Consider the following 15,553-nt stretch of genomic DNA (forward strand, 5'->3'; position numbering starts at 1 on the left):
CGTTGGCCAGCGTCACGGTGACCGGCGAACCGGTTACTGGTGCGCCCACAGTGGCGGTGTAAGTGACGGTGCCGCCTTCAGCGACCGACGTATCAGCCGTCAGTTTGACGGTCGAGGTGTCGATGGTGTCGGTGACGTTGGTCACGGCCGGAACAGTGCTCGGCACCAGGTTCTCGAAGTTGCCACCGGTGGCGGTCGAAATGGTCGCTTCGACTTTGCCTGCATCTTTGTAAACGTCATCTGCCGGGGCTGGAACGGTGACAGTGCCGGAAGTCTTGCCCGCGTCGATGGTAATCACGGCGCCGTTCGACAGCGTTACGGTGACTGGCGAGCCGGCAGCGTTGGTCAATGTCGCGGTGTAGATGATCGAGCCGCCTTCAGCCACGGTGCCGGTTGCCGTCAGCGACAGGTTAGTGGTGTCGACGGTGTCGGTGACATTGGTCGAAACCGGGGTCTTGTCGGCGACCAGATTCTCGTAATTGCCACCGCTGACCTCGGTGATTGCATTGGTGATCGGTGCGTGACCGGTCAATGCATCGTTCGGGGCGATGGTGGTTGCGGTGCCGGTGGTTTGGCCAACGCCGATGGTGATGGTCTGACCGTTAGCCAGGGTCACGACCACAGGCGAACCGGTAACCGGCGCACCCACCGTCGCGGTGTAAGTGACGGTGCCACCCTCAGCCGCCGACTCGGTCGCGGTGAGCTTGACGGTGGTGGTGTCGATGGTATCGGTGACGTTGGTCACGGCCGGCACAGTGCTCGGCACCAGATTTTCGAAGTTACCGCCCGTTGCATCCTTGATCGTCACTTCGACCTTGCCGGCGTCTTTGTAGACGTCATCGGCAGGCGCTGGAACGGTTACGGTGCCGGTGGTTTTGCCGGCTTCGATAGTGATCACCGAACCGTTCGACAGGGTCACGGTCACCGGGGTGCCGGCCGGGTTGGTCAGCGTCGCGGTGTAAACGATCGAACCGCCTTCAGCCACCGAATCGGTCGCGGTCAGGTTCAGGTTGGTGGTGTCGGTGGTGTCCGAAACCGCGGTGTCGGCGGACTTGCCGTCGACCGCGAGTTTTTCGTAGTTGCCACCGGTAGCGCCGTCGATGGTCACGCTCAGCGAGCTGCCACCGGCCAGAGGGCTGTTCGGTGCAACGAAGTTCACCGAACCGGTGGTTTCACCGACAGCGATGGTAATGGTCTGGCCGTTGGACAGGGTCAGGACAACCGGTGAACCAGTCACTGGCGCGGTCACGGTCGCGGTGTAGACCACGGTTTCGCCTTCAGCGACGTTCGCCGTGGCGGTCAGCGACACGGTGGAGGTGTCGATGGTGTCGTTGACGGTGGTGACGGCCGGAGTAGTGCTGGTGACGAGGTTTTCGAAGTCGCCACCGGTCGCTCCCTTGATGGTCGCTTCAACGGTGCCGGCATCTTTGTAGACGTCATCTTTCGGCGCGTCGACGGTGACGGTGCCGGTGGTTTTGCCGGCGTCGATGGTGATCACGGCACCGTTCGACAGAGTCACGGTGACCGGCGAACCAGCGGCGTTGGTCAGGGTCGCGGTGTAGGTGATCTGGCCGCCTTCGTTCACCGAACCGGTCGCGGTCAGCGACAGGTTGGTGGTGTCGACGGTGTCGGTGACGGTGGTGCTGACCGGGGTTTTGTCAGCCACGAGGTTTTCGTAATTGCCGCCGGAAACGTCGGTGATCGCGTTGGTCAGTGGAGCGTGGCCAGTCAGCGCATCGTTTGGCGCGGTGGTGGTCACGGTGCCGCTGGTTTTACCCACTTCGATGGTGATGTTCTGGCCGTTGGCCAGGGTCACCACAACTGGCGAGCCAGTGACTGGCGCACCGACCGTGGCGGTGTAGGTGACAGTGCCACCTTCAGCCGCGGACTCGGTAGCGGTCAGTTTGACCGTCGAAGTGTCGATGGTGTCAGAGACGTCGGTAACGGCTGGGTTGGTGCTCGGAACGAGGTTCTCGAAGTTGCCGCCAGTGGCGTCCTTGATCGTGACTTCAACTTTGCCGGCGTCTTTATAGACGTCATCGGCGGGCGCAGCGACGGTGACGGTGCCAGTGGTTTTACCCGCCTCAATGGTGATCACGGCGCCGTTGGACAGGGTAACGGTGACTGGCGTGCCGGCCGGATTGGTCAGTGTTGCGGTGTAAACGATCGAACCGCCTTCAGCCACGGTGTCGGTCGCAGTCAGCGACAGGTTGGTGGTGTCGACAGTGTCAGTAACAGTGGTCGAAACCGGAGTCTTGTCGGCAACCAGATTCTCGTAGTTACCGCCGCTTACGTCAGTGATCGCATTGGTCAGCGGGGTGTGGCCGTTCAACGCATCGTTCGGCGCAGTGGTGGTCACGGTGCCGGTGGTTTTGCCGATTTCGATGGTGATGTTCTGGCCGTTGGCCAAGGTCACGACGACCGGCGAACCGGTGACTGGAGCGCCTACGGTGGCGGTGTAAGTAACGGTGCCACCTTCAGCCGCTGACTCGGTGGCGGTCAGTTTGACGGTGGTAGTGTCGATGGTATCAGTCACTTCGGTAACGGCTGGCGTGGTGCTCGGGACCAGGTTCTCGAAATTACCGCCAGACACATCCTTGATGGTGACTTCGACTTTGCCGGCGTCTTTGTAGACGTCATCGGCTGGCGCAGCGACAGTCACGGTGCCGGTGGTTTTACCGGCCTCGATGGTAATGACCGAGCCGTTCGACAGGTTCACAGTCACCGGCGAGCCAGCCGGGTTGGTCAGCGTCGCGGTGTAGATGATCGAGCCGCCCTCGGCGACCGAGTTGGTGGCGCTGAGCGACAGGTCAGTGGTGTCGATGGTGTCAGTGACCGTGGTCGAAACCGGGGTCTTGTCGGCCACCAGGTTTTCGTAGTTACCGCCGCTTACACCCGTGATCGAATTACCCAGCGACGCCTGACCGGTCAGTGCATCGTTCGGCGCGGTGAAGGTCACGGTGCCGGTAGTCTTGCCGACTTCGATGGTGATGTTCTGGCCGTTGGCCAGGGTCACCACGACAGGAGAACCGGTGACCGGCGCGCCAACAGTGGCGGTGTAGGTGACGGTGCCACCTTCGGCCACAGTGGTGTCGGCCGTCAGTTTCACGGTCGAGGTGTCGATGGTGTCAGTGACGTCGGTCACGGCTGGCGTGGTGCTCGGGACCAGATTCTCGAAGTTGCCGCCAGTGGCGTCCTTGATGGTCACTTCGACTTTGCCGGCGTCCTTGTAGACGTCATCGGCAGGCGCTGCAACGGTCACGGTGCCGGTGGTTTTGCCCGCTTCGATGGTGATCACCGAACCGTTGCTCAGGGTCACGGTCACTGGCGTGCCGGCCGGATTGGTCAGGGTCGCGGTGTAAACAATTGAACCGCCTTCAGCCACGGTGCCGGTCGCGCTCAGCGTCAGGTCGGTGGTGTCAGTGGTGTCGGTGACGGTGGTGCTGACCGGAGTTTTGTCGGCAACCAGATTCTCGTAGTTTCCGCCGCTCACGTCAGTGATTGCGTTGGTCAGCGGTGTGTGGCCGTTCAACGCATCGTTCGGTGCGGTGGTGGTCACGGTGCCGCTGGTTTTGCCGACCTCGATGGTGATGTTCTGGCCGTTGGCCAGGGTCACGACCACAGGCGAACCGGTCACTGGAGCACCGACAGTGGCGGTGTAGGTGACGGTGCCACCTTCGGCCACAGTGGTGTCGGCCGTCAGTTTCACGGTCGAGGTGTCGATGGTGTCAGTGACATCGGTCACGGCTGGCGTGGTGCTCGGCACCAGGTTTTCGAAGTTGCCGCCAGTGACGTCCTTGATGGTGACTTCGACTTTGCCAGCGTCCTTGTAGACGTCATCGGCTGGCGCAGGAACGGTCACGGTGCCAGTGGTTTTACCCGCTTCGATGGTGATCACCGAGCCGTTGCTCAGGGTCACGGTCACTGGCGTGCCGGCCGGATTGGTCAGGGTCGCGGTGTAAACAATCGAACCGCCTTCAGCCACGGTGCCAGTCGCAGTGAGCGACAGGTTGGTGGTGTCGACAGTGTCAGTAACAGTGGTCGAAACCGGGGTCTTGTCGGCAACGAGGTTCTCGTAGTTACCACCGCTCACATCAGTAATCGCGTTGGTCAGCGGCGTGTGGCCAGTCAGCGCATCGTTAGGTGCGGTGGTGGTCACGGTGCCGGTGGTTTTGCCGACTTCAATGGTGATGTTCTGGCCGTTGGCCAGAGTCACGACCACCGGCGAACCGGTCACCGGTGCGCCAACAGTGGCGGTGTAAGTGACGGTGCCACCTTCAGCGGCAGTCTCGGTGGCGGTCAGTTTGACCGTCGAGGTGTCGATGGTATCGGTTACGTCAGTGACAGCCGGAACGGTGCTTGGCACCAGGTTCTCGAAGTTGCCGCCAGTCGCGTCCTTGATCGTGACTTCGACTTTGCCGGCGTCTTTGTAGACGTCATCGACGGGCGCCGGAACGGTCACGGTGCCAGTGGTTTTGCCAGTCTCGATGGTGATCACCGAGCCGTTCGACAGGGTCACGGTAACAGGCGAACCTGCGGCATTGGTCAGGGTCGCGGTGTAAGTGATCTGGCCGCCTTCAGTCACGGTTCCCGTCGCGCTCAGGGTCAGGTCGGTGGTGTCAGTGGTGTCGGTGACCGTGGTGCTGACCGGCGTTTTGTCGGCAACGAGGTCTTCGTAATTGCCGCCGCTCACGCCCGTGATCGCATTGGTGATCGGCGCGTGGCCGGTCAGCGCATCGTTTGGTGCAGTGGTAGTCACGGTGCCGGTGGTTTTGCCGACTTCAATAGTGATGTTCTGACCATTCGCCAGAGTCACGACCACAGGCGAACCGGTCACTGGAGCACCGATAGTGGCGGTGTAGGTGACGGTGCCACCTTCAGCGGCCGTCTCGGTGGCGGTCAGTTTCACCGTCGAGGTATCAACGGTATCGGTCACGTCGGTGACGGCAGGAACGGTGCTCGGCACCAGGTTTTCGAAGTTGCCGCCAGTGGCGTCCTTGATGGTGACTTCGACTTTGCCAGCGTCTTTATAGACATCATCGGCTGGCGCAGGAACGGTCACGGTGCCGGTGGTTTTCCCCGTTTCGATGGTGATCACCGAGCCGTTCGACAGGGTTACGGTAACAGGCGAACCTGCGGCATTGCTCAGGGTCGCGGTGTAAGTGATCTGGCCGCCTTCAGCCACGGTTCCCGTCGCACTCAGCGTCAGGTCGGTGGTGTCAGTGGTGTCGGTGACGGTGGTGCTGACGGGGGGTTTGTCGGCCACGAGGTTTTCGTAATTGCCGCCGGAAACGTCGGTGATCGCGTTGGTCAGCGGAGCCTGGCCAGTCAGTGCATCGTTTGGCGCAGTGGTGGTCACGGTGCCGCTGGTTTTGCCGACTTCAATGGTGATGTTCTGACCATTGGCCAGAGTCACGACCACAGGCGAACCGGTCACTGGAGCGCCGACAGTGGCGGTATAGGTGACGGTGCCACCTTCAGCGACCGAGGTGTCAGCCGTCAGCTTTACGGTCGACGTATCGATGGTGTCAGTGACGTCGGTCACGGCTGGCGTGGTGCTCGGCACCAGGTTCTCGAAATTACCGCCAGACACATCCTTGATGGTGACTTCGACTTTGCCGGCGTCTTTGTAAACGTCATCAGCTGGCGCCGGAACAGTCACGGTGCCAGTGGTTTTACCCGCGTCGATGGTGATCACCGAGCCGTTGCTCAGGGTCACGGTAACGGGCGTGCCGGCCGGATTGGTCAGCGTCGCGGTGTAAACGATCGAACCACCCTCGGCCACGGAACCGGTCGCGCTCAGCGACAGGTTGGTGGTGTCGGCGACATCGGTAACAGTGGTCGATACCGGGGTCTTGTCGGCAACCAGATCTTCGTAATTACCACCGGAAACACCGGTGATCGAGTTGGTCAGCGGCGCATTGCCGGTCAACGCATCGTTAGGAGCGGTGGTGGTCACGGTGCCGCTGGTTTTACCGACTTCGATGGTGATGTTCTGACCGTTGGCCAGGGTCACGATCACTGGCGAGCCAGTCACCGGCGCACCGACGGTGGCGGTGTAAGTGACGGTGCCGCCTTCAGGCACCGAGGTGTCAGCCGTCAGTTTCACGGTCGACGTGTCGATGGTGTCGGTCACTTCGGTCACGGCTGGAACGGTGCTTGGCACCAGATTCTCGAAGTTGCCGCCGGAAGCGTCCTTGATGGTCACTTCAACTTTGCCGGCGTCTTTATAGACGTCATCGGCTGGCGCCGGAACGGTCACGGTGCCAGTGGTTTTGCCTGCCTCGATGGTGATCACCGAGCCATTGCTCAGGGTCACGGTGACTGGGGTGCCAGCAGGATTGGTCAGGGTCGCGGTGTAAACAATCGAACCACCTTCGGCCACGGTCCCGGTTGCCGTCAGCGACAGGTTGGTGTCGTCGATCGAGTCGGTAATGGTGGTGGTCGCTGGCGTCGTGTTCGGCACCAGATTTTCGAAGTTGCCGCCGGTAGTACCGGTGATGGTGGTGCTGACGGTGCTGCCATTGTTGTAAACGTCGTTGGCCGCAGTCGGCACGTTGACGGTGCCGGTGGTCTGGCCGGCGTCAATGGTGATGGTCGAGCCGTTCGACAGGGTGATCGTTACCGGAGTCTGCGCAGCATTGGTCAGCGTCGCGGTGTAAGTGATCTGGCCGCCTTCGACGACCGTACCGGTGGCGGTAAGGCTCACGCTGGTGGTGTCGATCGAATCGGTAACGGTGGTGGTCGCAGGCGTAGTGTTCGGCACCAGGCTTTCAAAATTGCCGCCAGTGGCGCCGGTAATGGTGGTGCTGACGGTGCCGCCATTGTTGTAGACGTCATTGGCCGCCGTCGGCACGTTGACGGTGCCGGTGGTCTGCCCAGCCTCAATGGTGATGGTCGAACCGTTCGACAGGGTGACCGTTACCGGGGTTTGCGCCGGGTTGGTCAGAGTCGCGGTGTAGGTGATCTGGCCGCCTTCGACCACTGTGCCGGTGGCGGTCAGGGTCAGATTAGTGGTGTCGATCGAATCGGTGATGGTGGTCACCGCTGGCGTCGGGTTCGGCACCAGGTTTTCGAAGTTGCCGCCAGTCGCACCGGTAATCGTCGTGGTGACAGTGCTGCCGTTGTTATAGACGTCGTTGGCCGGGGTCGGCACGTTGACGGTGCCGGTGGTCTGGCCGGCGCCGATGGTGATGGTCGAGCCGTTCGACAGGGTGACGGTCACCGGGGTTTGCGCCGGGTTGGTCAGGGTCGCGGTGTAAGTGATCTGCCCGCCTTCAGTGACACTCGGCCCAGCCGTCAGGGTGACGGTGGTGGTGTCGATGGTGTCAGTGACCTGGGTCGTGGCCGGAGTGGTCGGCGTGGTCACGGTGATGCCATTGCCGCCGGTGGTGCCGGTGACGGTCACGTCGATCTGTGTCGGGTCGTTGTAAACGGTGTCGTTCGGCGCCAGCGGCACATTGACGGTGCCAGTGGTTGCGCCTGCCGGAATCACAATCACCGCGCCGTTGGACAGGGTGATGGTCAGGTCGGTCAGCGGCGCCTGGGTCAGGGTCGCGGTGTACACCAGCACGCCGCCGGCTTCGGTGATGGATGGCGTGGCGCTGAGGCTCAGGGTCGAATCACGCAAGGCGTTGGTGGTGGTGTCGGTGGTCTGGCCGCCGGTGATGTTTTGCGCGGCTTGTCCGCCAGCGTTGATGCCTGCAGTCGGGAAACCAATGGTCGGGTCAACGCGGCCAGCGGTGGCGTCGAGCATGACGAAGCTGTGACCACCACCGGCGGCACCGCCCGTGCCTGCGGCACTCGGGCCGGCAGCAGTGGCGTCCAGCGCGGTGGTCGGGTCGACACCGGCGGCGATGGCTTGCTGCAGTTCGGCTACCGACGGCGCTGCCTGCGCAGTGGCCTCGGCCAGGTCAGTGCTGGAGTCAGGCGCGTTTGCGCTCCACTGAGTCTCACGGCCCAGATCGAGGGTGCGGCCATCAGCCAACTCAAGCGACACGGCGCCGGAGAGGCCGGTGTCGATCTGGTCACCCACGAACAGGCGATCGCCTTCAACAAGTACGCGACGTACACCCTCAGGGGAGACTACAAATACCTGACCGACAATGCTTTTGACGATGGCAACAACACTGCTCATTGAAGACTCTCCGGGGTGTCACGTTCAGTTGACTTCCATAGACCTGATGGCTTTTGGCGCCGACTCAGTCTGGACGTACTTTTAAAATTTGCGAATCAAGTTTGACGCATCTAATCGTCAATAATTTGGCTATATTCTTTCGCTATTAACTTTATGCCAAACTATTGACCTTCTGGGTGCCATCCTAAACAATCGCCCCACTAATGTCACATTGATATTTCCGCGGCGACCTGTCCTTTAGCGTGTGATCCAGTTCCTGTTTTGAACTTTCCGACATACGGTCAATCTGGTTGCCATCATCCGACGCAGCGCCACGTTTTGCTGTGATTCAAGACAAGAAGTTCTGGGAAATTCCTATCATGCGTTCGCCCCTGCTTTTCGCCGTACCCTTCGCTCTCGCCGCCTCTTTTGTACAAGCACAATCCTTACCAGAAGCCATGCAGCAGGCACTGGATGTCCATCCGGAAATCCAGGCAGGGGTCAACAGTCGTTTGGCTGCGGATTATCAATTAAGAGCGGCGAAAGGGGGATACCTGCCGAAGGTCGATCTGCTCGGCGGTTATGGCCGTGAAGGCACCGACAGCGTCACCACCCGCGCCAGTGGCGGCGGCAACCACTGGGAAACCCTGAACCGCAGCGAGTCAAGTTTACGTCTCTCGCAAATGGTCTTTGACGGTTTTGCGACGTCCAGCGAAGTCGGGCGTCAACAAGCCACCGTTAACTCCCGCGCCTACTCGTTGCTCGGCACTTCCGAGCGCACCGCGCTGACCGTCGCCCAGGTCTACCTGGACGTGCTGACCCGTCGTGAGTTCGTGCGTCTGGCCGAAGAAAACCTCAAGAGCCACCAGCGCATCTACGATCAGATCCAGTTGCGCACCCAGCGCGGCGTCGGCAGCGGTGCCGACCTCGATCAGGCCGAAGCGCGGATGGCCCAGGCCCGCAACAACCTGATCACCGAGCAGACCAACCTCGCCGACTCGGAAACCAATTTCCTCAGCGCCGTCGGCCAGATGCCCGATCAACTCGAGCGGCCGGCGCCGTTCATGGCAATGATGCCGGCCAACCTCAATGAAGCGCGCCAGCAGATGCTGGAAAACAGTCCGATCCTGCGTTCGGCAGAGTCCGACATCGCCGCTGCCGAGAAGCAGTACGAAACCGCCAAATCGACCTTCTACCCGCGTTTCGACGCCGAACTGGGTCGCACCGCCGACAACGATCTCGATGGCCAGAACGGCCACAACAACGAATGGCAGGCGATGCTGCGCATGCGCTTCAACCTTTATTCCGGTGGTAGCAACAAGGCCGATCTGGAGTCCAAGTCGTACCTGTCGAACCAGGCGCTGGACATCCGCAACAACGCTTTGCGCCAGTTGAACGAAGAACTCGGTCTGGCCTGGAACGCCCTGAACAACGCCAACGCGCAGGTGCCGATCGCGCAGCAATACGTCGATCACAGCACCTCGGTGCGCACCGCCTACCAGCGTCAGTTCAGCCTCGGCGAACGGACCCTGCTCGATTTGCTCGACAGCGAAAACGAGTTGTTCACCGCTTCGCGGCGTCTGGCGGAAATCAAAAACATTCAGTTATTTACTCAGTACCGAATCAAGGCGACCATGGGCGAGTTGCTCAGAAGCCAGGGAGTGGTCGCACCGTTGGCATCCGTTGTGCAGAACGACGTGAAGCCCAAGGTCCAGCTGCCTGGGATGAATTGAGTTATCCCTTTTCAACTGTCAAAGAGTGTCGAGCGTGGAATCAGAAGTCAGTCGAGTTCAACTCAGTCATGATCCACGCGCGTTGCACGACGATCCGTTACTGGACGGTCTGCTCGCCCTTTGCATGCTGCACCAGAAGCCCGCCAGCGCGGCGATGCTGACCACCGGCCTGCCGCTGCCCAAACAACGCCTGAGTGTCGAGTTGCTGCCCCGCGCGGCGGCTCGCGCCGGCCTGCAAGGTCGGGTGCTGCAGCGCAAACTGGAAGAAATTCCGGCGATCGCCATGCCGGCATTGTTGCTGCTCAAGGATGGCCGCAGCGCCGTCCTGCTCGGCTGGCAGGGTGACCACGAAGCGCGGGTGTTGCTCAGCGAAACCGACGGCGGCGAGTCCATCGTCAGTCGCGAATTGCTCGCTGACGATTACACCGGCAAAGTCTTCTTCGCCCAGCCGCAACACAAATTCGACGTCAACCACGGCACGCTGATTCCACGTGCCCGCTCGTGGTTCCGCGACACCCTCAAGCGCTCGCGCTGGCTGTACGCCGATGCCATCGCTGCGAGTTTCCTGATCAACATCATCGCCATGGCCGCGCCGCTGTTCGTGATGAACGTCTACGACCGCGTGGTGCCGAACCAGGCCGAAGCGACCCTGTGGGTGCTGGCGCTGGGTATCACCGGCGCCTATATCTTCGACCTGGTCCTCAAAAGCCTGCGCAGCCTGTGCCTGGACCTGGCCGGGAAGAAAACCGACCTGATCATCTCCGCCACGCTGTTCGAGCGCATCGTCGGCATGGCCATGAAGTACCGCCCGGCGCGGGTCGGCAGTTTTGCGCAGAACATCCATGAGTTTCAGAGCCTGCGCGACTTCCTCGCCTCGCTGACCCTGACCAGCCTGATCGACCTGCCGTTCACCATCCTCATCTTTATTGTCATCGCCATTCTCGGCGGGCACTTGGTGTGGATTCCGGTGCTGGCGTTCCCGATTGCGTTGTTGATCGGCTACGCGTTGCAGAAGCCGCTGGTGGCCACCATGGAACGCACCATGGCCCTCGGTGCCGAGCGCCAGTCGAGCCTGATCGAAACCCTCGCCGGCCTCGACGCGGTGAAGGTCAACAACGCCGAGAGCGAGCGCCAGTACCAGTGGGAACAGACCATCGGCACCCTCAGCCGCCTCGAGTTGCGAGTGAAAATGCTCTCCGGTCTGGCGATGAACATCACCCTGCTGATCCAGCAACTGGCCGGGGTGATCATGATCGTTTTCGGCGTCTACCAGATCATCGCCGGCAACTTGAGCATGGGCGGTCTGATTGCCTGCTACATGCTTAGCGGCCGCGCCCTCAGCCCGCTGGCGTCGCTGTCGGGTCTGCTGACCCGTTATCAGCAGGCGCGGGTAACCATGACCTCGGTCGACCAGATGATGGAGCTGCCGCAAGAGCGCAATTTCGAAGAGCGCCCGCTGAGCCGCAAGGTGCTGCAAGGCGCGATCGAGTGCCGCCAGCTCAGCTTCACCTACCCGGAACAACAGAACCCGGCGCTGAAAAACATCAACCTGGTGATTCGCCCCGGCGAGAAGATCGGCATCATCGGCCGCAGCGGCTCGGGCAAGAGTTCGCTGGCGAAACTGCTGGTCGGCCTCTATCAACCGGATGACGGCGCCTTGTTGGTCGACGGTGTGGATATCCGCCAGATCGATGTCAGCGAATTGCGCTACAACATCGGTTATGTGCCGCAAGACATCCAACTGCTGGCCGGCACCCTGCGTGACAACCTCGTTTCCGGTGCGCGTTATGTCGAAGACGAGCTGGTCCTGCAGGCGGCCGAACTGGCCGGCGTCCACGAATTCGCGCGTTTGCATCCACAAGGTTACGAGCTGCAAGTCGGCGAGCGCGGGCAGAACCTCTCCGGCGGTCAACGGCAGAACGTTGCACTGGCCCGGGCCTTGTTGCTCAATCCACCGATCCTGCTGATGGACGAGCCGACCAGCGCCATGGACAACACCGGTGAAGAACGACTCAAGCAACGCCTCGCGGCAGTGATAGAAAACAAGACCGTGGTGCTGGTGACGCACCGGGCGTCGCTGCTGTCGCTGGTCGATCGCCTGCTGGTGGTCGACCGTGGGCAGATTCTCGCCGATGGCCCGAAAGCCGCCGTGATGGAAGCGTTGAAGAAGGGGCAGATCAGTGTTGCTTAAGTCGGGTTTCAAGGATTCGATCCGTCGCTACTTCAAGGGCTCGGCATCGTTGCAGGGCCAGCCGCTGCCGGAGGTCAACAAAGCGCTGATCGAAGACGCCCCGCGCGTCGTGCGCCTGACCATCTGGGCGATCATCGGCTTCTTTATCTTCCTGCTGCTGTGGGCCAACTTCGCCGTGATCGACGAAGTGACCAAGGGCGATGGCAAGGCGATTCCGTCGTCGAAGATCCAGAAAATCCAGAACCTCGAAGGCGGGATCATCTCCGAACTGTTCGTCAAGGAAGGCCAGATTGTTGAAGCCGGCGCGCCATTGATTCGCCTCGACGACACGCGATTTGCCTCCAACGTCGGCGAAACCGAGGCCGATCGTCTGTCGATGCTGCTGCGCGTAGAACGCCTCAGCGCCGAAGTGGATGACCGTCCGCTGAATTTCCCCGATGACGTGCTCAAAGCCGTGCCGGGTCAGGCGAAAAGCGAAGAGTCGCTGTACATCAGCCGTCGTCAGCAACTGCACGACGAGATTGGCGGTTTGCAGGAGCAGTTGATTCAGCGTCAGCAAGAGCTGCGCGAATTCGCCTCCAAGCAAGCGCAGTATCGTCAGCAACTCGGCTTGCAGCGTCAGGAAATCAACATGTCCGAGCCGCTGGTGGCGCAGGGCGCGGTGTCCCCGGTGGAAGTGCTACGTCTGAAGCGTGCCGAGGTGGAAACCCGTGGTCAGCTGGATGCAACGACGCTGGCCATCCCGCGTGCCGAATCGGCGATCAAGGAAGTGCAGCGCAAGATCGACGAGACGCGCGGCAAATTCCGCAGCGAAGCGCTGACCCAACTCAATGAGGCGCGCACCGACCTGAACAAGGCCAGCGCGACCGGCAAGGCCCTGGAAGACCGCGTCAGCCGTACGCTGGTGACATCGCCAGTGCGCGGCATCGTCAACAAATTGCTGGTCAACACCATCGGCGGCGTGATCCAACCGGGCAGCGACATGGTCGAAATCGTCCCGCTGGACGATACCTTGCTGGTCGAAGCCAAGATCCGTCCGCAGGACATCGCGTTCCTGCACCCGGGGCAGGAAGCGATCGTTAAATTCACTGCCTACGACTACACCATCTACGGCGGGCTCAAAGCCAAGCTTGAGCAGATCGGCGCTGACACCATCACCGACGAAGACAAGAAAACCACCTACTACATCATCAAGGTGCGCACCGAGCGCAGCCACTTGGGTACTGATGAAAAGCCATTGCTGATCATCCCGGGGATGGTGGCGTCGGTGGACATCATTACCGGCAAGAAGTCGGTGTTGAGTTATCTGCTCAAGCCGATCATCCGCGCGCGGGCTGAGGCGTTGCACGAGCGCTAGATCTTCAGCGCTGCCACCGGCCTCTTCGTCGGATCGCCGCCCGGAGCAAGCTCGCTCCCACATTGGTTCTTTACCGAACACAAAATTTTCGGTCACTGGAGATCAACTGTGGGAGCGAGCTTGCTCGCGAAGGCGTCAGTCGGATCGCTGCATCTGTCAGGAAGTGACAAAAACCGTCACTCACCATCCAGTCCATTCCGCCATATCGTTATTCATTAACGGTATTTAATTTCCAATTCTTATAGCTATAAAGTCATCCCCCTGCGTACCTGCCGACCAATCGGCGCGCCGCACGACCTGAACCAACACGCAATCCAGCGTGAGTGTCTGATCGACGAGCGCGCCCGTGAGCGTGCCGTGCGTGGGAGATGGAAAGATGTCCGCAGCTACTGCTTCCCCAAGCGCCGCGACCGCCGCGCCGCAATCCTTTGAAATCCGACCGTTCAGCGGTGCCGTCGGCGCCGAGATCATCGGCCTCGACCTCACCCGGCCGATCAATGATCAGGACTTTGCGCGCATCCATCGCGCGCATCTGGATCACCACGTCGTGGTGTTCCGCGACCAGCAAATCACTCCACAGCAGCAGATCGACTTCAGCCGCCGCTTCGGCGTGTTGCAGATCCACGTGCTCAAGCAGTTCCTGCTGGCCAATCACCCGGAAATCCTCATCGTTTCCAACATCATCGAAAACGGCCAGAACATCGGCCTCGGTGATGCTGGCAAGTTCTGGCACTCCGATCTCTCCTATAAAGAGCTGCCAAGTCTCGGCTCGATGCTCCATGCACAGGAGTTACCAGAGGAGGGCGGCGATACGCTGTTCGCCGACATGCACAAAGCCTGGGACAGCTTGCCCGAGGCCTTGCGCAAAGCTGTTGAAGGTCGTTCGGCCGCGCATTCCTACACCGCCCGCTATAGCGAAACCAAATTCGAAGGCAACTGGCGCCCGACCCTGACCCCGGAGCAACTGGCTCAGGTCGCGGAAGTGGTGCACCCGGTGGTGCGCACGCATCCGGAGAACGGTCGCAAGGCGCTGTTCGTCAGCGAAGGGTTCACCACGCGCATCGTCGGCCTGCCCGAAGACGAGAGCCAGCAGCTGCTGACCGAGCTCTACGCCCACAGCGTGCTGCCGCAAAACATCTACCGCCATCAGTGGCAGCCCCACGATCTGGTGTTCTGGGACAACCGTTCGCTGATCCATCTCGCCGCCGGCTGCCCCGCGCACCTGCGCCGCAAGCTGTATCGCACGACCATTCAGGGCGACGCGCCTTTCTGATTAGCCGGAGATTGATCAAACCATGAACGCTCCCTTGCCAGGCCACGCGGCCAGCAACCTGATCGCCCGCAGCGACGCGTTGCTGGCGGTCGATCACGTCAGTCTCGAATACCGCACGCCGCAACGCGTGGTGCGCGCCACCCATCAGGTCAGTTTTGAAATCGACCCGGCCGATCGTTACGTGCTGCTCGGCCCGTCCGGTTGCGGCAAATCGACGTTGCTCAAAGCGGTCGCCGGGTTCATACAGCCGTGCGAAGGCGAGATCCGTCTGCAAGGCCAGCGCGTCGATGCGCCGGGGCCGGACCGGATCGTGGTGTTTCAGGAATTCGACCAACTGCCACCGTGGAAAACCGTCAAACAGAACGTGATGTTTCCGCTGCTTGCCTCGCGCACGCTGAAGAAACAAGAAGCCGAAGAACGTGCGCTGCACTATCTGGAAAAGGTCGGTCTGGCGGCGTTTGCCGATGCCTATCCGCACACGTTGTCCGGCGGCATGAAGGCGCGCGTGGCGATTGCCCGGGCGCTGGCGATGCAGCCGAAAATCCTGCTGATGGACGAACCATTCGCCGCACTCGATGCGCTGACTAGACGCAAGATGCAGGAAGAATTGCTGCTGCTCTGGGAAGAGGTGCGCTTCACCCTGCTGTTCGTCACCCACTCGATTGAAGAAGCATTGGTGGTCGGCAATCGCATCCTGCTGCTGTCGCCGCATCCGGGTCGAGTGCGCGCCGAAGTGCACAGCCATCAATACGATCTGCACAGCCTCGGCGGCGTGGCGTTTCAGGAATCGGCGCGGCGCATTCATCGGCTGCTGTTCGACGAAGGTCAGCCGGCGGAAACCGAGCGCGATCACGACTTCAACGACATTCGCATTGCCTATTGA

The 15,553-nt window shown here is 61.1% G+C and carries 6 protein-coding genes; 5 read left to right on the forward strand and 1 reads right to left on the reverse strand.

Annotated features, from left to right (window positions below):
• Window positions 1-8,137: retention module-containing protein (locus tag AC0ZWN_RS05580; RefSeq protein WP_476334330.1), on the reverse strand; the 8,137-nt coding region annotated here is incomplete at its 3' end.
• 359 nt (window positions 8,138-8,496) lie between these two features.
• Here AC0ZWN_RS05580 and AC0ZWN_RS05585 point away from each other — a divergent pair.
• The 5 genes from AC0ZWN_RS05585 (at window position 8,497) to AC0ZWN_RS05605 (ending at window position 15,553) form a co-directional block, all read left to right on the forward strand.
• Window positions 8,497-9,849, forward strand: coding sequence for a TolC family outer membrane protein (locus AC0ZWN_RS05585; RefSeq protein ID WP_476334332.1), 1,353 nt, complete (start codon window positions 8,497-8,499; stop codon window positions 9,847-9,849).
• Between the two features lie 34 nt (window positions 9,850-9,883).
• Window positions 9,884-12,040, forward strand: a complete 2,157-nt coding sequence (locus AC0ZWN_RS05590; RefSeq protein ID WP_093440187.1) for a type I secretion system permease/ATPase — start codon at window positions 9,884-9,886, stop codon at window positions 12,038-12,040.
• Entirely contained in the window at window positions 12,030-13,397 is a 1,368-nt protein-coding gene (locus tag AC0ZWN_RS05595) for an HlyD family type I secretion periplasmic adaptor subunit (RefSeq protein WP_093440190.1), read from the forward strand. The genes AC0ZWN_RS05590 and AC0ZWN_RS05595 overlap by 11 nt, the downstream gene beginning before the upstream one ends.
• A gap of 376 nt (window positions 13,398-13,773) precedes the next feature.
• Window positions 13,774-14,670, forward strand: coding sequence for a TauD/TfdA dioxygenase family protein (locus AC0ZWN_RS05600; protein ID WP_476334335.1), 897 nt, complete (start codon window positions 13,774-13,776; stop codon window positions 14,668-14,670).
• A 22-nt stretch (window positions 14,671-14,692) separates the two neighbouring features.
• Window positions 14,693-15,553 (forward strand): ABC transporter ATP-binding protein, encoded by an 861-nt coding sequence (locus AC0ZWN_RS05605; RefSeq protein ID WP_476334336.1) that lies wholly within the window; start codon window positions 14,693-14,695, stop codon window positions 15,551-15,553.

This window comes from Pseudomonas sp. 3B-A001-10F (assembly GCF_056313565.1).

What these genes read in the sequence shown, in the direction of transcription:
- AC0ZWN_RS05600 (WP_476334335.1), top strand. Translation starts at nt 13,774, where the DNA reads ATGTCCGCAGCTACTGCTTCCCCAAGCGCCGCGACCGCCGCGCCGCAA.
- AC0ZWN_RS05585 (WP_476334332.1), top strand. Translation starts at nt 8,497, where the DNA reads ATGCGTTCGCCCCTGCTTTTCGCCGTACCCTTCGCTCTCGCCGCCTCT.
- AC0ZWN_RS05605 (WP_476334336.1), top strand. Translation starts at nt 14,693, where the DNA reads ATGAACGCTCCCTTGCCAGGCCACGCGGCCAGCAACCTGATCGCCCGC.